The following is a 26093-nucleotide window of genomic DNA, read 5'->3' on the forward strand; positions in this document are numbered from 1 at the left end:
AAGGAGATAGATTGAAAGAGAAATGGAAGATAGTCTTTGATTTGAATGCGTTATAGGTGATATTTTATTGAAAATGTTATAGTTGGTGTAAGAGTCGGGAGTGTTAACGCGATGAATATTATATGCTATTTGTGACAAAAAGAAATATCTAATCCCTATCTTTGTGGCGGTGTATAAAAATGTTATAATTATTTTTAATATAAATACTTTTTGTATGAGGAAAGCTTATCTACTTTTAACATTACTATTGTTGTGCGTGGGAATATCCATACGTGCGCAGGTAACAACGGCTAGTATGAGTGGTAAAGTCACGGATATCTCTTCGGAAACAATGATCGGAGTGAATATCAAGGCCACACATACGCCGACGGGTACCGAGTACTACACGATTACCCAGCCAAATGGTTCTTATTCTTTTAATAACCTTCGTATCGGAGGGCCTTATGTGGTGGAATTCTCTTATATCGGATACAATACGGAGAGCCGGACAGGGATAAATTTGGTTTTAGGAGAGGATCTGAAACTGAATGTAGTCATGCGGGAAGATACCCAAAATCTTGACGAGGTAGTTGTGGTAGCGGATAAAAACCCGATTATTTCAGGAAGCCGTACCGGGGCGCAGGAAATCATCACCCGGGAGAAGATGGATAAATTACCTACGATTAACCGTTCATTGGACGACTTCGTAAAATTGACCCCGATGAGTAGCGGCAAGAATTTCGGCGGTGTCTCTTATCGTTTTAATAATGTGACGGTAGACGGCGCCTCTTTTAATAATTCGTTCGGCTTGGCTTCTGCTTTGGGCGCTTCCGGTACGGAACCGATTTCCTTGGAGGCGTTGGAACAGGTACAGGTGATGATCGCTCCTTTTGACGTTCGAAATGGTGGATTTACGGGAGCGGGTATCAACTCGGTGACGAAGTCTGGTTCTAATGAGTTCCATGCATCTGTGTATATGTATACGAAAAGCCCGTCGATGATGGGGTATCGTGTGAAGGATGAGACGGTCGGTGTCTCAGAATTTTCCAATCACCAATATGGTATCAGTTTATCCGGTCCGATCATTAAGAATAAATTGTTCTTCTTTATCAATGGTGAGATGGACCGTCAGGAGGAGCCGATTTCTTATACGACCGCTAATTCCGCGGCAGATGCGACTGTTTTGCAGGGTTTGTCCGATTTCTTGGGAGAAGAGCTGGGTTACAATCCGGGAAAGTTCGATGTGAATAAGACGAATACCCAAGCGGATCGAATCACGGCCCGTCTGGATTGGAATATCAACTCGAACAATGTGTTGAGCTTGAAATATTATTATTTGAAATCGTTTAATACGAATAACCCGTCTACTTCCGGTGCGCCGAATAACGGACGTGGACCGAATGCGTTCGCTATTCCCTTCTCTTCTTCTTTCTACCGGACGAACAATAACTTCAATATTTGGATGGCCGATTTGAATACCACCATTAACGACCATATGTCTAACTATTTGAAAATAGGTTATTCCCGTTTACGCGACTATCGTGATATGGATGGCGGTTACTTTCCGCAGGTAGATATCCTGGATGGCGATAATAACGCTTATACGACATTTGGAACTGAGGCGAATTCTTATAACAATCAGTTGAACACTGATATCTGGCAGATACAAGATAACTTCTTGATGAATTTTGGTAAACACCAGATTACGGTCGGGACACAAAGTGATTATCGCGCATTTAAGAATGGTTTCGCCCAAAACTATCCGGGTTCCTGGGTATTTAACTCGGTCGATGATTTCAAATTCAATGTGCTGGCTACCAAACAATATATGGCCGCTCATAACGGGAGTGTACAAGGGTTTGACATTCGGGAGTTTAACCCGGGAGATTTTGGGTTTGGCCCCAACGTGACGGGTATTACGAATTCCGCTTCTACGGGTTATCAATACTATGCGCAGAGGTATTCGATGACAGACGATTTCCCGTTCGCCGAGATAAACGTTTTCCAGTTGGGATTGTATGCCCAAGATAAATGGACGGTAAGTGATAAATTGAACTTAACGTTTGGCCTACGTGTCGATGTCCCCTTCTTTATGACAGATTTACAGTCGAATGATAAGGTTGCCGCCGAGACATACCGGGATGGGATCAAGATCGATGTCTCTAAATACCCGAACACTAAGCCTCAGTTCTCTCCGCGATTTGGCTTTAATTACAAGCCGTTCGACGATGAGAATGGTAGTTTGCAGATACGTGGCGGTACAGGTCTTTTCACGGGCACTCCTCCTTATGTATGGATTAGTAATCAGGCCGGGAACAATGGCGTTTTGTTTGGCGACTTGAATATCCGTGCGGTAAAGGATAAAGATGATAACATCATCAGCGATGGCCGGCCTTCGCTTGGCTTCACCGGAAATATGGATACCTATAAGCCGGAAAAAGGTAGCGCTACCCGTTCGGATATAGCGATCACGGACCCGGACTTCAAGTATCCGAGCTTATGGAAAAGCAATATCGCTGCCGATTATAAGTTTGGTGATGGCTGGGTCGCTACCGTGGAGTTGCTCTACTCGAAAGACATTAACGCTATATACCACGATAACATCGGATTATACCGGACCGAACAGTTTGTAAATGATGGCGGTACGGGTAATGTACGCCCTTATTACAATGGTTATTATAGTGATAGGGAAGGAAATCAGGAAGCGGCGAACCATGTCGTGATGTTGCGCAACACCAGCAAAGGCCATTCTCTTTATACGACTTTCCAGTTACAGAAGAATTTTATTAATGGAATTCTGAAAGGCCTATATTTGAACGGGTCTTACTCGTTCGGACAGTCTAGGGGGGTGACAGACGGGACATCGTCTGTAGCGACTTCCGCTTGGAAATACCGTGCTGCCTTGGATGGAAACGCGGAGGAAGTTGGTTATACGGCGGGTTCATTTGATGGCCGTTTGTTATTGTCCGCTTCTTATACGGCAAACTGGAGTAAATACGCGGCGACAAGCTTTGGCTTGATCTACCAGCGTTATCGTCCGTTCCGTTATTCTTATTGTTATAATGGCGACGCGAATGGTGATTCTCAATTCTCCAATGACTTGATATATATTCCCGCGAGTTTTGACGAGGTAAAAGACCATTTGTTACCGGGAGATTTCGCTAGCCAAGAAGAGGCGTGGGAAGCGATGGATGCCTTTATCGAGCAAGATCCTTATTTGAGCGAGCACAGGGGTGAGTATGCGGAGCGTAACGGTGCGGTCGCCCCGTTTGCGAATCAATTGGATTTGAGTGTTTCTCATGACATAAGGATTTACCAAAAGAATGGCCGCTCCCATACCTTGCGTTTCAGTTTCAATATCGCTAATTTCTTGAATCTGCTAAATCGTAACTGGGGCGTGGTGCAGACCACCGTTTTGGGAAACCAGCAATATCAATTCTTGACGATCCCGAAAGGACAAGGCCCGAGTGCCGCGAACAACTATACCTTGAAATATACTATGGCGAAAGATTTAGACGAAACGTTCAAGGATAATTTAAATGATGTGTCTCGCTGGCAAATGCAGTTCGGTATCAAATATATCTTCTAGCGAGAGGATACCCCTGTTATTAAAGAAACTAACGATTGGAAGAGGTTCGCTGTTTTAGCGGACCTCTTCTCTATTAAAATACGATGTGAATAATCTTCTCTCCCCCGACGGGTGCTAGTAGGATTGATATTTAGCGGTCATTTCGCGCATAAACTCCAAACTACCTTTCGCCAACTCATCGGCATTGTATTTAGACGGACGCCACAAAGATACGGCTTCCGCCATGCCGGGGATGGAGTTGGAGAAATTCTCCAAGACTAGGTTTCCGTTGAAATCAATTTCCCGTAACCCCCGGAACAAATCATCCCAACGCACGTTTCCCTCGCCAAGCATGCCCCTGTCGCTTTCGGTCATGTGAATATGGCGAAGCTTGTTACCTGCCATGACCACGGGCTCATAAAAGCTTGTCTCCTCTATGTTCATATGGAAAGTGTCTAGATGCAAGGATAAGTTTGCGGCGCCAGTACGTTTGATAAAACGCAAGACCTCCTCCGCGGATGTACACATATAGCTTTCATAGCGGTTGATCGGCTCGATACCGATCGTGATCCCGGATCGTCCGGCATATTCCGCGACCTCCTGCCATACTTCGCAGAGCGTATTCTCCTCTTCCTGTGTCCGCTGTTTGCCGGAGAAGACTCCGATGCCGGAATGTAAGACACCTCCCAAATAATCCACCTCCAGCTCGCTCGCTTTGTCCAGTGCCTCCTTGATCAGGCGAGTCGCCTCCTTGGGATAAAAGGGGATATGCGCTTCTTGGGGAAGGTTAAGCGAACAAGTGGCCTTTAACCCGTATTGTTTCAATTGTCGTTTTACGGTTGGGGCGTCGAACTCCATGGAAGGGGGTAATAAGATTTCCAGTAAATCAAATCCGGCGGCAGACGCTTGCTGGATGGCGAAAAGACCGCCTTCTGGTGTCCACAAGGGTGGTATCCAAGAAAGGATGGAAGCTCCGAAAGTAGGATTCATAATCGTATTATTTTTGTTAGGGTTACAAAGTAAGTGCTTTTTTGAGGATTTCATTGCGAAGAAAGTGAAATCCTTCGCAATGAAATACCATAAATGTCATTTAAAAATAAAAGTTGGTACCCGGACAGAAAATAGGGTGACTGCTGGTGTTATCAATTTCAATCTTGTTTTCTCTAGCGAGCCAACCGATAGCGGACCATAGATCCGCGTCTGTTAGAGCGGATTTTGCCTTCAACGCCTCAAAACTCCAATGTTGGCCATCTGAAAGCAAATTCCAGATAGCTCCTGCATTTAATCCGATCGATCCTTTTGTCATGATAAAATCTGTTTTTTTGTTTATGGTATATAGTGCTTATGTTGTTATAACAGATAATATCCGGTAAAAGTATGTTGCGTTGAGATAAATAATCTAAAAAACAAAAAACTCTATATACGTTGGATTTCATTCTTTGAAGTTGGCGAATATGGATTCATCGTATACGTTGTGCTCCTTTTTGTCATGGAACGGATACCATACTTGGGCGAAGAACGGATTCCCTTTGGCTATCTCGTCGTAATTCCAGGGAAGCGGCAGGCATTCCGGGCACCAATGGCCTCCTAGCAGTACCAAAGCGGGAGAGGCCTTGAATTTATGCCCGAATTGGCATTCCCACTCAAGCGGGGTTGATAAGTCTCCCTTTTTCATGGCTGGCGACAAGCATTTGCCGCCCCTGAATTCCGCGGCTTTACGCATGTCCTCGATCTCCCATTCCGATCTCGGTTTACTCTCGTCGTAACCATGATCTAGAAAGGCCGGCGTTTGCGAGGGGCGTTCTGTACGGATCTTATCCCATCCCGGGATGGCTTGCCAAGCCTCGTATGAGCCAAAATATGCGGAGATACGATCCTGGTCTCTATTCTTGATCCAGTTACGGGTTCCCAAGCCCGGTTTTTTAGCGATCGCTCCCATACCCAGTTTTATAAGGATAGGAGGGACGATCTTGGCCAGATGGAAATACCAAGGGACTTGGCTGGCCATCCATTTAAAGTAGTCGTCGCAAGTTTGGTTACCGCGGAAATGCAGATAATTTTCCAGCAGGTCTGAGTCTGTATACCATTGTCCGTGGAAATTCCGGATAGCGAACCAATTCGGTTCGAATATTTTCTCCGGTGGGGGGCAACCGATCGCCTTTAACAGCTTACTCTCGAACTCGTAATTCGTCAGCCGGAAAGATGGGCCGCTACTGATATTATAAAAGCGGTTCCAGAACTCGTCTGGCACCTCCTCCTCGCATACGTTTGCCAACAAACGTCCGGAATCCTCGGCGGTAGCCCATTCCAGCACGCCGTTTAGGGGCACATGAAACGTGATAGGGTCTGAGCCTTTAAACAATAATTCGGGGCATAAGATACCGGTTTGGCGGAGGCACGCCCAATGCTTGATACCCGACTCCACGAAAATACGTTCCGCTATCGTTTTCGAGATGGCGTAATGGTCGTATACGCTTATGTTGATCGGATCTCCCGTGCGCCCCCAGTGAATCGGCGCGTTACGATGGCCGGTTTGCGCCACGGAACCGATATAGACCACCTTTACCTGGTCTGCGTTCGGTTGCGCTTTTACGGCGTCTACGATATATTGGGCGGCGGTCGTGTTTACTTTTAATGTCTTTTTGGGAAAATAATCTGCCGCGGGAGAGACCATTCCTCCTACGTGTAATACATAATCTGCCCCCGTTACCCCATTTAAGACATCCCGGTAATTTGTCAAGTCTCCCCAGACGATACGGACTCCCTCCATGGCTTCATATGCGGCCAATTTTTTTTTATTGATTTTACTCGGACGGGCCAAGAGCGTTATGTTAAAGCGGTCGAGCCGTTTGGATAACTCGACTAATCCCGCGTGGCCCATCGTCCCGGTAGCCCCGGTCAGAAAGACGGTTTTTTTACTTTTCATGATATATTTAGTGTATAAAAAAGACTTAGGATACTGATATTATCGGATAGCGAAGATAGATAAAAAAAAGCTCCCAACCAACATGTTGAGAGCTTTTGTAGTGGATACGAGAATCGAACTCGTATTGCATGCGTGAGAGGCATGTGTCCTAACCGTTAGACGAATCCACCATTTGAATGTCATTGTTTTTGTTTGACGATGCAAAGGTAAGCATATTTTTTAAACCTGCAATACCCGGAGCGATTTTTTTTCAAGAAAGCGTGCTTTTTTTGTTTTTTGCCAGGGAATACATATAATAAAAAAGGGGGAGAAACGGCTCAAAAAAACACGTACGTGAATTTTGAAAAACATGTACGTGATTTCCCAAAAACATGTACGTGTTTTCCGGAAGGGGTTGACAAGTTTAGGAAAAAAGGAATATGTACCTCTAAAAGGCGTTAAAAATATTAGCGATTTCATTCTTATACCATTGTTGATCCTGTTTATTTATTCTACCTTTGCCATCTGTAATTGAACAAAATAGTATTGAACATTACTAATACCAGTTTAATAAACAACTAATATTATGGCAGAACTAAAAGAAAAACTTTTCTCAGAATTCGCTCCCGTGTCTACTGAAGAGTGGATGGCGAAGATAACGGCCGACCTGAAAGGGGCTCCGTTTGAGAAAAAGCTTGTCTGGAAGACAGGCGAGGGATTTAATGTGAATCCTTTCTATCGTGCAGAAGACATTGAGGGCTTGAAGACAGCGGAATCTCTTCCCGGCGAATTCCCTTATGTTCGCGGAACAAAGAAGGACAACGATTGGAAGGTACGCCAGAACATTGAGGTTTGCTGCTTCAAGGGCGCTAACGAGAAAGCGCTCGACCTTTTGACGAAGGGTATTACTTCTCTAGGCTTCATCATCAAGGGTGAAGACGTGAATGAGGAGAATATCGCTACTTTATTGGAGGGTATTTGCCCGGCTTCCGTAGAGTTGAACTTCAATACTTGCAATTGCAAGGCAGGGAAGTTGATCGGGATCTTGGCAGATTACTTCAAGGGAAAAGGTATCGACTTGGAGCAATGCTATGGTTCTGTAAACTATGACGCTTTTAAGAAACCTTTGGTGAAAGGTAAGGAAAACACGGAATGGGTAGAAGGTGCGGTGGCTGTGCTCAAAGCCGGACAAGCTTTGCCTAATTACCGTGTATTGGCGGTTAACGCGTTCCTTTTGAACAACGCGGGCGCTTACATTACCCAAGAGTTGGGGTATGCCTTGGCTTGGGGTAATGAATTGGTGGCTAAATTAACGGAGGCTGGTTTTGCGGCTGAAGAAGTGGCCGGCAAGATTAAATTTAATTTCGGTATCAGCTCCAACTACTTCATGGAGATCGCCAAGTTCCGTGCGGCCCGTTGGTTGTGGGCAGAGATCGTAGCCGCTTATAAGCCGGCTTGCGAATGCGCTTGCAAGATGCATGTACATGCCCAGACTTCCGAGTGGAACATGACGATTTACGATGCTCACGTAAACTTGTTGCGTTCTCAGACGGAAACTATGTCTGCCGCTATCGCCGGAGTGGATTCTATCACTGTTCGTCCGTTCGACAAGACATATCAGACTCCTGATGATTTCTCTGAGCGTATCGCTCGTAACCAACAATTATTGTTGAAAGAGGAATGCCATTTCGATAAGGTTGTCGATCCTTCCGCAGGTTCTTATTATGTAGAGGTATTGACCAACTCCTTGGCCGATGTAGCTTGGAAGTTGTTCTTGGAAGTAGAAGAGAAAGGTGGTTTTGCGGCTCAGGCGAACGCCGGCGAGATCCAGGCCGCTGTCAACGCTTCCAACGCGGCCCGTAAAAAGAACGTGGCTACTCGCCGCGAGGTCTTGCTGGGTTCCAACCAGTTCCCGAACTTCACGGAAGTCGCTGCCGGAAAGATCAAGGAGACCGCTTCTTGCTGCTGCGGCGGTAACCATTGCGGTGAGTCTACGATTACGGCTCTTGATTTCTCTCGCGGAGCGTCTGAGTTCGAGAAGTTGCGTTTGGCGACGGAGAAGAGCGGTAAGACCCCGAAGGTATTCATGTTGACGATCGGAAACTTGGCGATGCGCCTGGCCCGTTCTCAATTCTCTAGTAACTTCTTCGCTTGCGCAGGGTATAAGGTGATCGACAATTTGGGCTTCGAGACTGTCGAGGCTGGTGTTGAGGCCGCTGTTAACGCTGGCGCGGAGATCGTAGTTCTTTGCTCTAGCGATGACGAGTACGCAGAGCTTGCTCCTGCCGCTTACAAGGTCTTGGCCGGACGTGCGGAGTTTGTCGTAGCCGGCGCTCCCGCTTGCATGGAAGACTTGAAGGCGCAGGGAATCGATCAATTTATTAATGTGAAGAGCAACGTGCTTGAGACATTGAAAGCATTCAACGCTAAATTAGGAATCGCTTAAGTTTAAACAATCATGAGACCAGATTTTAAAAATATAGATATAAAGAACGCCGGATTCGCCGCTCACAACGCTGCGGAATGGGCGAAAGCCAATGGCATCGAAGCCAATTGGAAAACACCCGAGCATATCGAGGTGAAACCCGTATATACAAAAGAAGACTTGGAAGGCATGGAGCACTTGAGCTATGCTTCCGGCTTGCCTCCTTATCTGCGCGGCCCGTATAGCGGAATGTACGCTATGCGTCCGTGGACGATTCGCCAGTACGCTGGTTTCTCTACCGCCGAGGAGTCTAACGCATTCTATCGCCGTAACTTGGCTTCCGGACAAAAAGGTTTGTCCGTTGCGTTCGACTTGGCTACACACCGCGGATACGACGCGGACAACGAGCGTGTGGTAGGTGACGTAGGTAAAGCGGGTGTGTCTATCTGCTCTATCGAGAACATGAAGGTCTTGTTCGATGGTATCCCATTGAATAAGATGTCTGTCTCCATGACAATGAACGGTGCTGTCCTTCCGGTTATGGCGTTTTATATCAACGCCGGTTTGGAGCAAGGCGCCAAGTTGGAGGAGATGGCCGGTACGATCCAGAACGATATCCTGAAAGAGTTCATGGTGCGTAACACCTATATCTATCCACCGGAGTTCTCTATGCGTATCATCGCCGATATCTTCGAGTATACTTCACAGAAGATGCCGAAGTTCAACTCTATCTCAATCTCCGGTTACCATATGCAAGAGGCTGGCGCTACCGCCGACATCGAGATGGCTTATACGCTGTGCGACGGTTTGGAATATCTTCGTGCCGGTGTAAACGCGGGAATTGATATCGATGCGTTCGCTCCTCGTTTGTCATTCTTCTGGGCGATCGGTATGAACCACTTCATGGAGATCGCAAAGATGCGTGCGGCCCGTATGTTGTGGGCGAAGATCGTGAAGAGCTTTGGCGCCAAGAACCCGAAATCATTGGCGTTGCGTACACATAGCCAGACTTCAGGTTGGTCTTTGACGGAGCAAGATCCGTTCAATAACGTAGGCCGTACTTGTATCGAGGCTATGGCCGCCGCTTTAGGACATACACAGTCTTTGCATACGAACGCGTTGGACGAGGCGATCGCTTTGCCGACCGACTTCTCCGCCCGTATCGCTCGTAACACCCAGATCTATATCCAAGAGGAGACTAAGATCTGTAAGGAGATCGACCCGTGGGCCGGTTCTTACTATGTGGAGAGCCTGACGAATGAGTTGGTTCACAAAGGTTGGGCCTTGATCCAGGAAATCGAGAGCATGGGTGGCATGGCGAAGGCTATCGAGACCGGCCTTCCGAAAATGCGTATCGAGGAAGCTGCCGCCCGTACGCAAGCCCGTATCGACTCCGGCGTTCAGACGATCGTCGGCGTGAACAAGTATCGTTTGGCGAAGGAAGATCCGATTGATATCCTTGAGATCGATAACACGGCTGTTCGTAGCGAGCAGATCGAGTTGCTGAATAAATTGCGTGCGAACCGCGATGAGGAGGCTGTTAAGAAAGCCTTGGCCGATATCACGGAATGCGTGCGTACGAAGAAGGGCAACTTGCTGGACTTGGCGGTTAAGGCTGCCGGCTTGCGTGCTTCTTTGGGTGAGATCTCCGATGCTTGCGAGGTCGTTGTAGGTCGTTATAAAGCAATTATTAGAACTATTTCAGGCGTGTATTCATCAGAAACTAAGAAAGACGCAGACTTTCAGAAAGCTTGCGAGCTTTGCGAGCAATTCGCTAAGAAGGAAGGCCGTCAGCCTCGTATCATGATCGCTAAGATGGGGCAAGACGGACACGACCGCGGCGCTAAGGTTGTAGCTACCGGTTATGCCGACTGTGGTTTCGACGTAGATATGGGACCGTTGTTCCAGACTCCGGCCGAGGCTGCTCGTCAGGCTGTGGAGAACGACGTTCACGTGATGGGTGTTTCTTCTCTGGCTGCCGGCCATAAGACATTGGTTCCGCAGGTTATCGAGGAGTTGAAGAAGCTAGGTCGCGAGGATATCATCGTTATCGCTGGCGGTGTGATCCCAGCTCAAGATTACGACTTCTTGTATAAGGCGGGTGTTGCCGCTATCTTTGGTCCGGGTACTTCTGTTGCGAAGGCCGCTTGCCAGATCCTTGAGATCTTGCTGGGCGAGTAAATACAGAGCTTAAACCCTACGGTTTTTTAAATAAAGAGAGGCCGGGCAATTGATTTTGTCCGGCCTTTTTTAGTATTGTATGCGGGTTTGTGTACATTTGCGGAGATTATTCAATTAAAGGGATAAGACCATGGGAATCGTTATAGGTATAGACGTGGGAGGTAGTACGACCAAGATAGTCGGTATAGAGGATAGGAAGATCAAGAATCCTATGTTCGTGAGAGCTACCGATCCGGTGACCTCTTTGTTCGGGGCTTTCGGCAAATATATTTATGATAATAACATTTCGCTCTCGAATATAGAGAAAGTGATCTTGACGGGTGTAGGTAGCGCCTATATCGACCAGCCTTTGTATGGCCTGCCGACCGCCAAGGCAGATGAGTTCCTCGCGAATGGGTTGGGGGCGCAGTATAATACGGGGCTGGACCGTTTATTGGTGGTCAGCATGGGAACGGGAACCTCCTTTGTCAAGGTACAGGGCCCCGTGATCGAGCATATCGGAGGCTTGGGTATCGGTGGCGGTACGATCCTCGGCTTGTCTAAGTTGTTGTTGAAAACACATGATTTCCACCAGATAGCCGCTTTAGCCGAGCATGGTTCCTTGAATGATATCGACCTGCATATCCGGGATATTACGCCGCATCCGCTGCCGGGCCTGCCGCTGGACGTGACGGCCTCTATTTTCGGAAAGGCCGACGCGAACGCCAAGGTGGAGGATATCGCCCTTGGTATAGTCCATATGGTCTTGCAGACAATCGGGCAAGGAGCAGTTTTCGCCTCCTTGAACGGTGATATCAAGAATGTGGTCTTGATCGGTAATCTGACTCGCTTGCCACAATGCCCGGATATATTTCCCCGTTTGGAGGAGATGTGCGATGTACGTTTCAAGATACCGGAGTACGCGGAATACCGTACGGCTATCGGGGCCGCTTTGTGTTATATCCGGGACCGGGAATATCGGGATATTTTTTAGGGAAAGTATTAGGCTACGTCAAAACTTTATGTATCTTTGCTACATGCTTTGTTCCCTTCCGGTAATCACCGGATAGGGATTAAAAGGGAACCGGGTGAGAGTCCCGGACAGTCCCGCTGCTGTGAGCTTCATAAACGGGTTGAGCAATACTGTTGCCACTGTTCATTCATGTGAATGGGAAGGCGCTTAAGACCGGAAGTAAGTCAGAAGACCTGCAAGGCATGTATATTTTCGACGGCTTCGAGGAAAGGCCGGAAGAGAACGCGAGAACCGTATCCGGTTTTTATCATTCTTTATCCAACGTCTCCTTATCATGTCGTCTCTATGGGTATCGGATAATTATTTTGCCATAATAATTAGGGAAAGAAGCATGAATCTAGCCGACGGGATGAGCTCCGTATGTAAGATACATGCTTTCTTTGCGTTTAAAAGGAATGGGGTATCCCGTGAACACTCTATAGGGAATATTTGTTTATTATTAGAAAAGTGCGTTTATTTGCAGCGAGTAATTAACAAAAGAAGTATGAATATGAAGAAAATTGTAGGACTTGTTATGATTGCCTTGCTAGCGTTGATGGCGCTTCCGGCAAACGCTCAGCTTAAATTCGGTATCAAGGGAGGTGTGAATATATCGTCGGTTCATTTCAACTCGGACGTGTTGAAAGCGGACAACGTAACCGGCTTCCAGGTAGGTCCGATGATCGAGACAACCCTGCCGCTGGTGGGCGTAGGGATCGACGCTGCGGTGCTGTATTCGCAAAAAGGCTTGGAGACTACCTCGGTAGGTGGGGTGAAGACCTCGATGAAGACGGATTATATCGACGTTCCCGTCAATTTGAAATGGAAGTTCGGCTTGCCGATCGTCAAGGTATATATGGCGGCCGGCCCGTATATCGGTTTCCGTGTTGGCGGTGATAAGTTCTGGGATATCCCAGGCTCCGTGGCAGATCAGGTAAAGGCGAAGAATTTCAGCGCGGGTCTTAATTTCGGTGCCGGCGTGGAATTGATCAGCCACTTGCAGGTTGGTTTTAACTATGGGCTGGGATTGACTGATAATTATAGCGTTGAGAAGGTTAACCTCTCCGAAGGTGCCGGAAAGAACCGTGGATGGTCTATCACGGCAGCGATCTTGTTCTAAATAGGTAAAAATAAAATGAGAGAGGCCGGGCTTTAGAAGTCCGGCCTTTTTTGTTATTTTTGGGCTCGTAATGAAACACCTGTTTGAATGAAATACGCGGATGTCATACTTCCCCTTCCTTTGGAGAATAGCTATACCTATCGGATACCCGAGGATCTGGAAAAAGCCGTGACTCCCGGTTGCCGGGTGATCGTGCATTTCGGGAAGAAACGATACTATACGGCCATCGTCATGGAGGTACACGGGCGGGAGCCGGTATCCGGTTTCGAGACGAAGGAGATTTATGCTTTGCTGGATGCCACGCCGGTGCTTCGCCGTCCGCAACTTCGTTTCTGGAAATGGATCTCTTCTTATTATATATGCAAGCTGGGAGATGTGTATAAGGCGGCCCTGCCTTCTGGCTTGAAACTGGAAAGCGAGACGGCGGTTACCTATAACGAAGACTTCGAGGCTACCACCCCCTTGCGCTCGAATGAGCAGGCCGTGCTGGATGCCTTTAGCGGGGTATTGAAATTGACGATCTCGGAGTTGGAGAAGAAGACCGGCCTCCGGAATGTCGTCCCGGTTATCTCTTCCTTGATGGCGAGAGGGGCGGTCGAGGTAAGCGAGGAGTTAAAGCGGGGATTCGTACCCAAGACACAGACGTTTATCCGTTTGGCCGGAACTTACCGGGATGAGGCGAAATTGCGGACGGTGTTCGAGGATCTGAGACGGGCGAGAAAGCAGGAGCTTCTGCTGGTCAGCTTCTTGGATTTGAGTCATGCCTTGAATCCCGCTTTATCAAAGGAACTCTCCAAGAAGGAGTTGTTGGAACGCAGCGGCTATACCTCCGCTGTATTAGACGGCCTGCTGAAACGGGGCATCTTGGAGAGTTACGAGAAAGAGGTAGGCCGTTTGCAGGTATCCGTCTGCCGTTTGCAAGAGCCAAACCCGCTTAGCCCGGCGCAGGAGAAAGCTTACGGGGAGATTCATGAGGCCTTCAAGACGAAAGAGGTCTGCCTGCTTCATGGCGTGACCTCCAGTGGCAAGACCGAGATATATGTCCGTTTGATCGATGAGGTATTGAGGTTAGGTAGGCAGGTTCTATATATGTTGCCGGAGATCGCTATCACGACCCAGATCACGGAGCGTCTGGCGAAACTATTCGGGGATAAGCTGTTGGTCTATCATTCTAAGTTCTCGGACAACGAGCGGGTGGAGGTATGGAATAAGCTGTTGCATAGCGATGAGCCGATGTTGGTATTGGGGGTTCGTTCTTCCCTGTTCCTTCCGTTTAAAGATCTGGGCTTGATTATCGTAGACGAGGAACATGAGAATACCTATAAACAGCAAGACCCGGCCCCCCGGTATCATGCCCGTAACGCGGCCATTGTCTTGGCAGGTATGCACGGCGGTAAGGCCTTATTGGGTTCCGCTACCCCTTCCATCGATTCCTATTTTAACGCTATGGCGGGGAAGTACGGCTTGGTCGAGCTGTCCACTCGCTACGGCGATTGCCTGATGCCGGAGATTATCACGGCAGACGTGAAGGAACTGAGGCGTAAGAAGATCATGAAAGATACCCTTTTCTCCCCCTTGTTGGTAGAGAAGGTACGGGAGGCCTTGGCTCGGGGCGAGCAAGTGATCCTTTTCCAGAACCGCCGGGGATTCGCCCCGATGATCGAGTGCCGGGGATGTGGCTGGGTGCCTCATTGCGTGAATTGCGATGTTAGCCTTACTTATCATAAGGCGCATAATCAATTGGTTTGTCATTATTGCGGTTATACCTACCGTTTGCCGCAGGTCTGCCCCGAGTGTGCGGGGACGGAGTTCAGGATGCAAGGCTTCGGCACGGAAAAGGTGGAGGAGGAGATCGCCGGGCAATTCCCAGCGGCGAAGGTGGAACGGCTGGATTTCGATACGGCCCGTACCCGTACGGCTTACGAGCGGATCATCTCGGACTTCGAGAAGGGAAAGACACAGATATTGATCGGTACCCAGATGTTATCGAAAGGATTGGATTTTGGGAATGTCAGCGTGGTCGGAATCCTGAGTGCCGATAGCTTGATGAACTTCCCGGATTTCCGGGCGCACGAGCGGGCTTACCAATTGATGGTACAGGTCAGCGGGCGTGCCGGACGGCGAGACAAACGGGGTACGGTGATCTTGCAGACCACCCAGCCGGAACATCCTCTGATCCGTATGGTACAGCATTTCGCTTACAAGGAGATGGTACGCCTGCAATTGAGCGAGCGTAGCATGTTCCGTTACCCGCCTTATTACCGTCTGATCGTCTTGATCCTCCGGAGCCGGAACGAGGAGGTCTTGGGAGAGATGTCCGCTTTATATGCCGAGAAACTCCGCGCTCGTTTAGGCGAGCGGGTGTTGGGGCCGGTTACGCCACCGGTCACCCGGGTACAGACTCTTCATATCAAAAAGATCGTCTTGAAGATCGAGATATCTGCCGGGATCGCCCCGCTTCGGGAGATATTGGAAGGAATTCATGCCGAGATGCAAGGGTATGTGCCGTTTAAGCAGTTGTTGGTTCATTATGACGTAGATCCGGCTTGAGAATTGAAAATGGAGAATTGAAAATTGAAAGTTAATGGAAAGGAGTTTAGTGATGAAGGAGAGGAAGGTACGGTTGTTGTTTGTGTGTTTGGGGAATATATGCCGCTCCCCGTCGGCGGAGGCGGTGATGAAGAAACTAGTGGAGGATGCGGGATTGGACGCTTGGATTGAGATTGATTCCGCGGGTATCTCCGGCTATCATGAGGGAGACCGGGCAGACTCTCGGATGCGGGCGCATGCGGCTCGTAGGGGATATTCATTGGATTCGATCTCCCGCCCGGTGCGTCAGTGGGATTTTCATGATTTCGACTTGATCATCGGCATGGACGACCAAAATATAACAGACCTGAAACGAATGGCTCCCGATCTGGAGTCTGTCGCCAAGATACACCGGATGACCGAGTTTTCCCGGAATAAGTTGTACGATCACGTTCCCGACCCTTATTATAGCGGTGCCGAGGGGTTCGAGCTTGTCTTGGATTTATTGGAAGATGCTTGTGCCGGCTTATTGGAGTACTTGGGAGAAAAAATAGATGTACGAGAATAGAATGTTTATTACGATTGTGTCGTAATTCGTTTAAGATTTGTATATTGCGATATTAATAAAGAGGATAGAGAACTTTAAATTAATATAGCAATGAAGAATGAATTTCGAACATGGACAATGGCGCTTACGCTTGCGGCTCTGACAGCCTGCGGTGATAGGATCGAACAGGTAAACTACTTAAAAGATGCCCCGGTAGTGGCGACACGCATGATGATCGACGGAGAGGAAATGATTGAGCTAGACCCGTCTCTGTTGAAAGATACGGTGCTTTTCCCTCTTAGCTATTTTACGGAGGAACTTGAGATTATCAAATTGGATGACCGGGATGAGGCGTTGACCGGAGCGCCTTATGCCTATGTCTCGGATCATTATATCATGACGGGGATGGTGAATAATATTCCTTTTAAATTATTCGACCGGAAGGGTAAGTATATTGCGGATGTGGGAAGTATCGGGCAAGGTCCCGGAGAATATAGGTTTGTATATGCCGCCCAGATAGATGAACCTAGCCAACGGATTTATATGTTACCTTTCTTTGGAAAGGAGTTGCTGGTGTATGATTTTAAGGGGAATGTCTGTCCGTCGGTGCCTTTGGTACACGAGGGTGTTGTCGCTCAATTTGCTTTGCGGGGAGATACGGTGGTTATATTGGGTTCTCCTCAACCTGATAAGTTTACTTCATGTGTTTGGGCGCAAGATTTGAAGGGGAACTTGATTCATGAGTTTCCGACTGGCCGGCTGGACTTCGATTTTTGCGGGGTGACGGTTAATTCCCAACAGAACACGGAATGCATTGATTTGAGTTTCTGGATTCCAAAGGCTCAATTGGACTCTCTGTATGAGGTGAATTTAGAGAAGGGAATCTTGATTCCTCGCTTTACCGCCCACTTTAAGGGAGAGGCTTTGAAACCACATATGTACGGAGAATTTCCTGATCATTATGTGGGCGAGGCTACCGGACAATGGATCGAATCCAAGACCGATGATGACGGGAATGTCCAGCGACGTGTAGCCGGCGATTTGCCTACTTATTATATCGTAGATAAACAGACCCTGCGTGGCGCTTACTTCGGTATTGAGAATGACTTTCTGGATGGGGAGCGATTAGAGATGCCGCTAGGACTGAATAACGGTTATTATATGACTTGCTTGGAACCTGGAGTCTTGGCAGAGAGGATTGAGAACGCGCTCCGTTCTAATCATCTCACGGAACAAATGCGAAAACGCCTTACCGAGGTACAGGCCGGTCTCACCGAGAATGACAATAATTATCTCCTTTATGCGAAACTGAAAAGGCGTTAAAAGAGACCCCCTTTATCCTATCTTGATTGCAATGCCCATCGTAAGGTTGCTAGAACGCCCGTTGTAAGATACCTATAACTACGATTATAAGAACCTTACAATGGGCATTATGGTTCTGTGCCGATGGCTGTTACCTATCGGCTTGATAACTATTGCTTTTTCAGGTCAGGATAGCTGATCCGGGTATGGAACATGGTTTTCAGTTTGTCTACGAAAACGTTCTTCACGGCCTCCACGTCTTTGAAAGTTAATGGGGCGCTTTTAAGCAAACCATCGGCGATCTGCCCGTCGATAATCTTATTCACCAAGGCGCTGATGCTTTCCTCGGTATGTTCCTTCAGGCTACGGGAGGCGGCTTCCACGGAATCGGCCATCATCAATACGGCAGTCTCTTTCGAGAACGGGTTGGGACCGGGGTAGGTGAATAGCTCTTCGTTGATCGGCTTGTCCGGATATTGGTTCTTGAATGAGTTGTAGAAATATTTGGCCTTACCGCGTCCGTGATGGGTACGGATAAAGCTGATAACCGCCTTGGGTAACGCGGCTTTCTCCGCGATCTTCACGCCCTCGGTGACGTGGCTGATGATGATCTGTGCGCTTTGGTCGAATGTTAGCTGGTTATGCGGGTTCACGCTCGTCTGGTTCTCGGTGAAAAAGACGGGGTTGCTCATCTTGCCGATATCATGGTAAAGGGCTCCGGTACGTACCAGTTGCGCATTGGCGCCGATCTTGGCGGCTGCTTCCGATGCGAGTATGGATACCTGCAAGGAATGCTGGAACGTACCCGGGCAAGTCTCGCTGAGTTTTTTCAATATCGGGTTGTTGATGTTAGACAGCTCTACCAACGTGATGCTGGATACGTACCCGAATGTCTTCTCCAACATATATACCAGTACATAAGTAAACATCAGCAGGATGAAATTGATCCCGAAGTAAAGCATCATCATCCAGTTGATCTTGTTGAAATTCGCCTCTAGATACAACGTGAGGCTAAGATAACAAGCCGCGTAAGAAAGGAAGATGAATACGGCGCAACGGATTAATTGCGAACGCTCGCTCAATTCCTTCAGGCTGAATGTCACCACCATGCCCGCCACGATCTGCAACAACAAGAACTCATGTGGGAAGGGTACCATCAACGAGCAAATCAGCATGATGATAAGGTGTGTGAAAAGTGCCGTCCGGGAGTCGAAGAAAGTACGTACCACGATAGGCACGATAGCGAACGGCAATATGTACACGTTGAATAAAGCGTAAGTGACGCACAACTCCGTGAGGATGCAACTCACGAATATACAGAGGATCAGGAATAATACATTCTTCCGGTTATGGAATATCTTCAACCGGAAAGACCATAAGTAAAGCCAGAAACAGAACATCAGCCCGAAAACGAGCACGAATTGCCCCGCCAGTATGATACCTTGCGTCTGTGTACCTCCGGTCTTGGCCTCGTGAACGATCTTTAGGGAACGCAGCACGTTGTAGGTATGATTGTCGATGATCTCGCCCCGGTCTACGATACGTTCGCCGGCTTGTACCATGCCATTGGCGAGGGATACGCTTTGCAGCATGTCCTCCTTGATCTTCTCAGACATGTCGGCGGCGTAAGATATATTCTCGGTGAGGTAATTGTTGATGTCGCACGATTGCAGGACGGATTTGTCCAGCCGTGGCGGGCAGTTGTTTATGATGAACTCGTAGGCGGTGCGTACGGTGAAAAAATCGCTTACGTAGCGGGGCTGGGCGATGGCGTTTTCCAAAAGGTTTACACGGGTGTACTCTTCTTTCCGTAGCTCATCCAAGTCTTGCGACGGGATGATACCGTTCTTGTATAGGTTGACTAAGCTGCTCTCGATATACTGCATGTAAGCGGGGGATACCTTGTTGCGCAGGCTACTGTCGTTGTTGTAGTTCGTGCGCAGTTTCTCGACTTCTTGCTTTTGGATGTCGGGGTCCATGCGGTAATAAGGCTCGAACTTACGGAGTATACTGTCTTTCTCTGCTTTTACCTCGGCATCGGTCTTGTAGATGGGAAAGTCGCTGGGGGCGGTAAGCAATCCATATCTCCATGGTTTTCCTTCATAGAACTGATAACGGAATTTTCCTTCCCGGGGGAAGAAATAAGCGATAAGTAATGCGGCCACAACGAAATAGGCTACTGTCGGTATATTGTAATTCTTTAGTTTCATATATATCTTCATTTAGCGTCCGAAATATACGTAAAAAACTTTACTCTCCGTAAAGATCGCTCCCATTTTATCCAGTTGTAGAGACGGGGCGTGCCCCGTCTCCCACCGTCCGATAGTATCTTTAAGTTACCATTTTGCTGGGATGAGACGGGGCACGCCCCGTCTCTACAAGCTGAAATATATGCTAAATAATTCACCAACCGGAAAAAAAGGCGTACTTTTGTCGCATTATTATAGTAATATAAGTATTATGACTCAAAGAAAAGTAAGAGTACGCTTTGCGCCTAGCCCTACGGGGGCGCTGCATATCGGAGGTGTTCGCACGGCTTTATACAACTATTTATTCGCTAAACAGAATGGCGGTGATATGATTCTCCGTATCGAGGATACGGATTCTCAACGCTTCGTTCCCGGAGCGGAAGACTATATCATCGAGGCTTTGACTTGGTTGGGTATCAAGTTCGACGAGGGCGTGAGCTTCGGTGGCAACTACGGCCCGTATCGCCAGAGCGAGCGTCGTGAGATCTACAAAAAATATGTCGATCAATTGCTGAACGATGGCCATGCTTATATAGCCTTCGATACGCCTGCCGAATTGGAGGAGAAACGGAAGGAGATCGCCAATTTCCAATACGATGCCTCTACCCGCTCGCAGATGCGCAACTCGTTGACGCTTTCTCCGGAAGAGGTTAAGAGCCTGATTGAGTCCGGCCATCAGTATGTAGTACGTGCCAAGATCGAGCCGAACGAGGATATCCACGTGAACGACTTGATCCGCGGTGAGGTTGTTATCAATTCCTCTATCCTGGATGATAAGGTATTATATAAATCGGCCGACCAATTGCCTACTTACCACTTGGCGAATATCGTAGACGACCACTTGATGGAGGTTACCCATGTGATCCGTGGCGAGGAGTGGTTGCCAAGCGCGCCTCTACACGTATTATTATATCGTTTCTTTGGCTGGGAGGATACGATGCCTAGTTTCGCCCATCTGTCGTTGCTGCTGAAACCGGAAGGCAATGGTAAGTTGAGCAAGCGTGACGGTGATCGTCTGGGCTTTCCTGTCTTCCCATTGGAATGGCACGACCCGAAGACGGGCGATGTTTCATCGGGCTACCGTGAGAGCGGTTATTTCCCCGAGGCCGTCGTAAACTTCCTCGCTTTGCTGGGCTGGAATCCGGGCAACGATCAAGAGGTGATGAGCATGGATGATTTGATCCGTTTGTTCGACCTGTCTCGTTGTAGTAAAAGCGGTGCTAAGTTTGATTATGAGAAAGGCAGATGGTTTAACCACCACTATTTACTGGAGAAGAGTAATTCTGAGATCGCAGACCTGTTCTTGCCCATCGTGGAAAGCCACGGTATCCAGACGACTCACGCCTATGTGGAGAGAGTGGTAGGCATGATGAAAGGCCGTGTAAACTTTGTGAATGAGCTGTGGGATCTTTGCTCTTTCTTCTTCATCGCCCCGACGGAGTATGATGAGAAGACTCGCAAGAAACGTTGGAAGGAGGATTCTGCCGTACAATTGGGCGAGTTTATCGAGCAATTGCGTGCCCGTGAGCCGTTCGACGTGGAAGGTACCGAGAACGAATGTAAGGCTTGGATCGAGAGCAAGGGATATCATTTGGGGAATATCATGAACGCCGCCCGTCTGGCCTTGGTTGGCGAGGGTAAAGGACCCGGTATCTTTGATATCACTGAGGCTTTGGGAAAAGAGGAATCTATCCGCCGTATCCAACGGGCTATTGAGATATTAAAATAATCATGTACAGTCTAGCGATACATCTTTACGCATTCGTGGTTGCTTTGATCTCGCCTTTCCATAAAAAGGCGAGACTGATGCGATCCGGGCAATGGAAAACGAATTCCATACTTCGTGAGAAGATCGACCGGAACGCTAAATACATCTGGTTCCATGCCTCTTCGCTGGGCGAGTTCGAGCAAGGACGCCCTATGATCGAGAAGATCAAGGCGGAACATCCGGAGTATAAGGTGTTGCTGACATTCTTTTCTCCCTCCGGCTATGAGGTACGGAAGAATTACAAGGGAGCGGACGTGATCTGTTACCTTCCTTTCGATACGCCTTTCCGGGTAAAGAAGTTCTTGAATCTGGCGAACCCGGCGATCGCTGTGTTTATAAAGTATGAGTTCTGGGGGAACTATCTGCGTGAGTTGCGGAAGCGGGGGATACCGGTTTATATCATATCTGCCATATTCCGTCCCGACCAGTTGTTTTTCCAGTGGTTCGGAAAGCCGTACCGGAAGATGTTGTCTTATTTCAGCCATCTTTTTGTGCAAGACGAGCGTTCGAAGAAGCTTTTGGGTGAGTTTGGTATCACAAACGTGACGGTGACCGGCGATACTCGTTTTGACCGGGTTCTGGATGTCTGTAAGCAAGCACGTGAACTTCCGTTTATCGAACGTTTCTTGGAGAGTAAAGACGGGAAGAAACCGATCGTGATGATAGCCGGCAGTTCATGGCCGCAAGATGAGGAGATATTTATCCCTTATTTTCATGAGCATCCGGAGATGAAATTGATTATCGCTCCGCATGAGATTCATCGGGAACACCTAATGGCTATCGAGACGATGCTGAAACGCCCGTCCATCCGTCTGTCAGAGATACGTGAGGATGATTTGGCTGATAAAGATTGCCTGATAATCGATAGTTTCGGGCTTTTGTCTTCTATTTATCGCTATGGGCAGATCGCTTATATCGGTGGAGGTTTCGGAGCGGGCATTCACAATACGTTGGAAGCCGCAGTCTATGGAGTGCCGGTCTTATTCGGCCCGAAATACCATAAATTCAAGGAGGCGAAAGAACTGATCGCCGTAGGTGGTGGTTTTTCTATCTCAGACGAGGTCTCTTTCCGGGATAAGATGGATGAGCTATTGACCAATCCGGTGGTCTTGAAAACCTCGGGGTTAGCGGCCGGCGATTTTGTAAAGAGCAACGTAGGGGCGACTGATCAAATCTTAAGACAAATCCAGATTAGTTAATAGAATAGGGCCGGGTTTACTATACGTTTACAATTTATCGGTAGTATACCCGGCTTTTTATATTATGCGATTACCTTAAACCTTTGTTAATAAAGAACGGTATTTTATGAGAAAATTATTTATTATCGCATCCGCGTTGCTGACCTTCCTTGTCTCGCGGAGCCAACCTAGGGAATGGGAGAACCAACGAGTGAACCAGATCAACCGGGAACCTATCCATGCGAGTTTTATCCCTTATGCCTCAGAAAAGGCGGCCTTGGCGAAGGATATTTCCGGAGAGCGCCGCTATTCCTTGAATGGTACTTGGAAGTTTAGTTATTCTAAGAATCCGTCATCTCGGCCTTCCTCTTTTTATGAGATGGGGTTTGATGTCTCCGGTTGGAAGGATATAGAAGTTCCGGGCAGTTGGGAGTTACAAGGCTTTGATGCTCCTATCTATACGGATACTCGTTATCCATTTCCTGCGAATCCTCCTCATGTGCCGGCCGATTATAATCCGGTAGGCTCGTACGTCACAGACTTTACGGTACCGGAATCCATGAACGGGAAGGATATCCTGCTTCATTTCGGTGGGGTGGAATCCGCTTTCTATTGTTGGATAAACGGGCAATTTGTAGGATATGGAGAGGATAGCCATTTGCCATCGGAGTTCCTGATCAGTAAGTACTTGAAACCGGGAAAGAATAAGTTGGCGGTAGAGGTGTATCGTTATAGTGATGGTTCCTATTTGGAGGGGCAGGATTATTGGAAATATAGTGGTATTGAACGCAACGTGATGTTGATCGCCCGCCCGAAAGTCCGTGTAAGGGATTTCGAGATATCGGCAGACTTGAATAACACTTATCAAGATGGCGTGTTGGATGTAAAAGTAACATTAGACAATCGCCGCCCCGTGAAAGGGGCATCCGTACAGTTGAAGGTTTTGGATGGAAACGAGGAGATCGCTACGGCTCGTATGGTTGCGAAGAGTGATACGGATACTATATTGTCGTTCGCTAGAGTCTTTCCGGATGTGAAGCGTTGGACAGCCGAGACTCCCGATCTATATACCTTAGTCGTAAACACGTTAGATAAAAGAGGACAGGTCACGGAATCTTTCGTTCAACGTTTCGGTTTCCGTAAGGTCGAGATAAAACACGGCATGCTGCATGTGAACGGAACGCCCATTTTAATAAAAGGAGTGAACCGGCACGAGCATGATATGTATAAAGGGCGTACGATCTCGGTCGAGAGCATGATTGAGGATATTCGCTTGATGAAACGATTCAACATCAACGCCGTTCGCTGTTGCCACTATCCGAATTATGAGGAATGGTATGAGCTATGCAACGAGTATGGCATCTATCTGGTAGATGAGGCAAACTTGGAATCGCATGGTATGGAAGCTCATCCGGAAGGTACTCTTGCCAATATGGATGGTTGGGACATTCCGTTTATGGAACGTATGGAACGCATGGTGGAACGTGATAAGAACGTGACCGCTATCATTACCTGGAGCTTAGGAAACGAATCCGGTTATGGCAAGCATTTTGAGACGATCTATCATTGGGCAAAGAAACGCGACGCTAGTCGCCCGGTCCAGTATGAGGGAGGCGGTGTGAAAGGGCTTTCCGATATTTATTGTCCGATGTACGGACGTATCTGGTTGCTTCGCCAGTGGTCTAACCAGCGCCAGGACCGTCCGTTGATCCTTTGCGAGTACGCTCATGCGATGGGTAATAGCGTAGGTAACCTAAGTGATTATTGGGACTTGATTTATAAATATGACAATTTACAAGGCGGTTTCATCTGGGATTGGGTAGACCAGACATTCGCTATCAAGGACGAGAAAGGACGCTCTATCCAAGCCTATGGCGGTGATATGGGGTTTGCCGGGATCGTAAACGACTCGAATTTCTGTGCCAATGGCTTGGTCGCCGCCGACCGTAGCTTACATCCTCATATCTGGGAGGTAAAGAAGGTTTATCAATACATGCGTTTCGAAGGAGTTCCTTTCAAGGCCAACCGGATTAAGGTGACGAATCGCCATGATTTCATCTTCTCGGATGTCTATGATTACAACTGGGCCGTGAAAGCCGATGGCAAAGTCATCTGCCAAGGTCTTTTAGAGGTACCTTCCATCGCTCCCCATCAATCAGCTATCGTGGATATCCCGTTCCCGGAAATACAGGTGGAGCCGGGTACGGAGTATTTCTTGCACGTATCTGCCTTGACAAAAGAAGAAACCCCTTTAGTGCCCAAGGGCCATGTAGCTGCCTCGGAGCAATGGTTGTTACCGATAGAGGCTGATCCCGTGGATACGGTAGAGGTTGCCGGGCGGTTGTCTGTAGAGGATACGATGAAGGCGTTGACGATCTCCACTTCTTCGTCCGTGATCTCTTTCTCGAAGGAAAACGGGGAGATAACGAGCTATAAGGTAAATGGAAAAGAATACTTGAAGGAAGGGCTCCGTCCGAACTTCTGGAGGCCGCTGACGGATAATGACGTGGCGAATGGCATGCCGGAACGATGCGCCACTTGGAAGTTGGCGGGGAATCGGTTGGAATTGTCCACTTTCTCTTTCCATCAATCTTCCGATGAGAGCGAGGCGATAGTAAAAGTTTCCTATAGGATGCCGGAGCAAGAATCTGCCTGTACCGTTACATATACGATCTATGCGGACGGTATTGTCCGGACAGATTTTGCGTTTACGCCCGGTGGGAAGGAGCTTCCGGAAATACCTCGTGTCGGTATGCGTATGATCTTGAAGGGCGAGTATGAGCAAATGACTTGGTTTGGACGTGGCCCGCAGGAGAGTTATTGGGACCGGAAATCCGGGATGGATATCGATCTGTATAAGGCTACCGTCTGGGAGCAGTTCCACCCCTACGTAAGGGCGCAAGAGACCGGGAACAAGACGGATGTCCGTTGGGTCGCATTACGGAATGATATGGGGGAGGGGCTTTTGGTAAAGGCCGTTGGCGATCCCTTGAATGTAAGCGCCTGGAATTTCCCCATAGAGGATTTGTATTATGTACCTTCCATGACAAAACATATCCATGGTGGAAGTATAGAAAAGAAAGACATGGTTTGGCTGAATATAGACAGCAAGCAAATGGGTGTCGGCGGGGATAATACATGGGGAGCCCGGACACATCCGGAATATACGATCACTCCGGTCGCTCAGTCGTATAGCTTCTATTTGATTCCGGTTGATGGACGGACAGACCTATGTGAGCGAGCGAAGTTGGTTCGATAGGAATCGAGATACGGATGGGATATACGGATGAGATGAATGACGCGGGTTTATCGTAGTAGGTAATTCATACGAGCCGCATTATCCATCTCATC

At 48.1% G+C, this 26093-nt stretch carries 15 protein-coding genes, 1 tRNA gene and 1 riboswitch; of the genes, 11 read left to right on the forward strand and 5 right to left on the reverse strand.

The genetic code is table 11. From position 1 onward, the window contains the following. Positions 1-214 precede the first annotated feature (214 nt). Positions 215-3568 carry a TonB-dependent receptor gene (locus tag Q0110_RS12875; RefSeq protein ID WP_297906944.1) on the forward strand — a complete coding sequence of 1118 codons (3354 nt, stop codon included), beginning with the start codon at positions 215-217 and terminating at the stop codon, positions 3566-3568. A gap of 114 nt (positions 3569-3682) precedes the next feature. Here Q0110_RS12875 and Q0110_RS12880 read toward each other — a convergent pair whose 3' ends face one another. The 4 genes from Q0110_RS12880 to Q0110_RS12895 form a co-directional block, all read right to left on the reverse strand. Beyond that, a complete protein-coding gene (locus Q0110_RS12880; protein WP_297906946.1) occupies positions 3683-4537 on the reverse strand; it encodes a sugar phosphate isomerase/epimerase family protein in 855 nt (284 codons plus the stop codon). A 100-nt stretch (positions 4538-4637) separates the two neighbouring features. Beyond that, positions 4638-4853, reverse strand: a complete 216-nt coding sequence (locus Q0110_RS12885) for a winged helix-turn-helix domain-containing protein (protein ID WP_297906949.1) — start codon at positions 4851-4853, stop codon at positions 4638-4640. A 126-nt stretch (positions 4854-4979) separates the two neighbouring features. Then, positions 4980-6473: an NAD(P)-dependent oxidoreductase gene (locus Q0110_RS12890; RefSeq protein ID WP_297906951.1), complete on the reverse strand. Its 1494-nt coding sequence runs from the start codon at positions 6471-6473 to the stop codon at positions 4980-4982. Between the two features lie 98 nt (positions 6474-6571). Beyond that, a tRNA-Glu gene (locus Q0110_RS12895) sits at positions 6572-6643 on the reverse strand. A 395-nt stretch (positions 6644-7038) separates the two neighbouring features. Here Q0110_RS12895 and mutA point away from each other — a divergent pair. The 7 genes from mutA to Q0110_RS12930 all read left to right on the forward strand — a co-directional run bounded on the left by mutA (position 7039) and on the right by Q0110_RS12930 (position 17568). Further along, the gene (gene mutA, locus Q0110_RS12900; RefSeq protein WP_297906953.1) at positions 7039-8898 is read left to right on the forward strand and encodes a methylmalonyl-CoA mutase small subunit; all 1860 of its coding nucleotides are present in this window, start codon (positions 7039-7041) and stop codon (positions 8896-8898) included. Positions 8899-8910: 12 nt separating this feature from the next. Beyond that, the gene (gene scpA, locus Q0110_RS12905) at positions 8911-11058 is read left to right on the forward strand and encodes a methylmalonyl-CoA mutase (RefSeq protein ID WP_297906955.1); all 2148 of its coding nucleotides are present in this window, start codon (positions 8911-8913) and stop codon (positions 11056-11058) included. A gap of 130 nt (positions 11059-11188) precedes the next feature. Next, entirely contained in the window at positions 11189-12031 is an 843-nt protein-coding gene (gene coaW / locus Q0110_RS12910) for a type II pantothenate kinase (protein ID WP_297906957.1), read from the forward strand. A gap of 31 nt (positions 12032-12062) precedes the next feature. Beyond that, positions 12063-12266, forward strand: a riboswitch (cobalamin riboswitch). Positions 12267-12560: 294 nt separating this feature from the next. After that, positions 12561-13169 (forward strand): porin family protein, encoded by a 609-nt coding sequence (locus tag Q0110_RS12915; protein ID WP_297906959.1) that lies wholly within the window; start codon positions 12561-12563, stop codon positions 13167-13169. Between the two features lie 87 nt (positions 13170-13256). Beyond that, the gene (priA, locus tag Q0110_RS12920; protein ID WP_297906961.1) at positions 13257-15719 is read left to right on the forward strand and encodes a primosomal protein N'; all 2463 of its coding nucleotides are present in this window, start codon (positions 13257-13259) and stop codon (positions 15717-15719) included. A gap of 34 nt (positions 15720-15753) precedes the next feature. Further along, the gene (locus tag Q0110_RS12925) at positions 15754-16266 is read left to right on the forward strand and encodes a low molecular weight protein-tyrosine-phosphatase (protein ID WP_297906963.1); all 513 of its coding nucleotides are present in this window, start codon (positions 15754-15756) and stop codon (positions 16264-16266) included. Positions 16267-16356: 90 nt separating this feature from the next. Continuing rightward, on the forward strand, positions 16357-17568 hold the full coding sequence (locus Q0110_RS12930) for a 6-bladed beta-propeller (protein WP_297906965.1): 1212 nt from the start codon (positions 16357-16359) through the stop codon (positions 17566-17568). Between the two features lie 149 nt (positions 17569-17717). Here Q0110_RS12930 and Q0110_RS12935 read toward each other — a convergent pair whose 3' ends face one another. Continuing rightward, on the reverse strand, positions 17718-19757 hold the full coding sequence (locus Q0110_RS12935; protein ID WP_297906967.1) for an HDIG domain-containing metalloprotein: 2040 nt from the start codon (positions 19755-19757) through the stop codon (positions 17718-17720). Positions 19758-20007: 250 nt separating this feature from the next. Here Q0110_RS12935 and gltX point away from each other — a divergent pair, with 250 nt between their 5' ends. The 3 genes from gltX (at position 20008) to Q0110_RS12950 (ending at position 26001) form a co-directional block, all read left to right on the forward strand. Next, on the forward strand, positions 20008-21525 hold the full coding sequence (gltX, locus tag Q0110_RS12940) for a glutamate--tRNA ligase (protein ID WP_297906969.1): 1518 nt from the start codon (positions 20008-20010) through the stop codon (positions 21523-21525). 2 nt (positions 21526-21527) lie between these two features. Beyond that, the gene (locus tag Q0110_RS12945; protein ID WP_297906971.1) at positions 21528-22763 is read left to right on the forward strand and encodes a glycosyltransferase N-terminal domain-containing protein; all 1236 of its coding nucleotides are present in this window, start codon (positions 21528-21530) and stop codon (positions 22761-22763) included. A 106-nt stretch (positions 22764-22869) separates the two neighbouring features. Then, the gene (locus tag Q0110_RS12950; protein WP_297906974.1) at positions 22870-26001 is read left to right on the forward strand and encodes a glycoside hydrolase family 2 TIM barrel-domain containing protein; all 3132 of its coding nucleotides are present in this window, start codon (positions 22870-22872) and stop codon (positions 25999-26001) included. Positions 26002-26093 lie beyond the last annotated feature (92 nt).

This window comes from uncultured Parabacteroides sp. (assembly GCF_947855115.1).
In the GTDB taxonomy this organism is placed as follows: domain Bacteria; phylum Bacteroidota; class Bacteroidia; order Bacteroidales; family Tannerellaceae; genus Parabacteroides.

What these genes read in the sequence shown, in the direction of transcription:
- Q0110_RS12875 (WP_297906944.1), top strand. Translation starts at nt 215, where the DNA reads ATGAGGAAAGCTTATCTACTTTTAACATTACTATTGTTGTGCGTGGGA.
- Q0110_RS12880 (WP_297906946.1), bottom strand. Translation starts at nt 4,537, where the DNA reads ATGAATCCTACTTTCGGAGCTTCCATCCTTTCTTGGATACCACCCTTG.
- Q0110_RS12885 (WP_297906949.1), bottom strand. Translation starts at nt 4,853, where the DNA reads ATGACAAAAGGATCGATCGGATTAAATGCAGGAGCTATCTGGAATTTG.
- Q0110_RS12890 (WP_297906951.1), bottom strand. Translation starts at nt 6,473, where the DNA reads ATGAAAAGTAAAAAAACCGTCTTTCTGACCGGGGCTACCGGGACGATG.
- mutA (WP_297906953.1), top strand. Translation starts at nt 7,039, where the DNA reads ATGGCAGAACTAAAAGAAAAACTTTTCTCAGAATTCGCTCCCGTGTCT.
- scpA (WP_297906955.1), top strand. Translation starts at nt 8,911, where the DNA reads ATGAGACCAGATTTTAAAAATATAGATATAAAGAACGCCGGATTCGCC.
- coaW (WP_297906957.1), top strand. Translation starts at nt 11,189, where the DNA reads ATGGGAATCGTTATAGGTATAGACGTGGGAGGTAGTACGACCAAGATA.
- Q0110_RS12915 (WP_297906959.1), top strand. Translation starts at nt 12,561, where the DNA reads ATGAAGAAAATTGTAGGACTTGTTATGATTGCCTTGCTAGCGTTGATG.
- priA (WP_297906961.1), top strand. Translation starts at nt 13,257, where the DNA reads ATGAAATACGCGGATGTCATACTTCCCCTTCCTTTGGAGAATAGCTAT.
- Q0110_RS12925 (WP_297906963.1), top strand. Translation starts at nt 15,754, where the DNA reads ATGGAAAGGAGTTTAGTGATGAAGGAGAGGAAGGTACGGTTGTTGTTT.
- Q0110_RS12930 (WP_297906965.1), top strand. Translation starts at nt 16,357, where the DNA reads ATGAAGAATGAATTTCGAACATGGACAATGGCGCTTACGCTTGCGGCT.
- Q0110_RS12935 (WP_297906967.1), bottom strand. Translation starts at nt 19,757, where the DNA reads ATGAAACTAAAGAATTACAATATACCGACAGTAGCCTATTTCGTTGTG.
- gltX (WP_297906969.1), top strand. Translation starts at nt 20,008, where the DNA reads ATGACTCAAAGAAAAGTAAGAGTACGCTTTGCGCCTAGCCCTACGGGG.
- Q0110_RS12945 (WP_297906971.1), top strand. Translation starts at nt 21,528, where the DNA reads ATGTACAGTCTAGCGATACATCTTTACGCATTCGTGGTTGCTTTGATC.
- Q0110_RS12950 (WP_297906974.1), top strand. Translation starts at nt 22,870, where the DNA reads ATGAGAAAATTATTTATTATCGCATCCGCGTTGCTGACCTTCCTTGTC.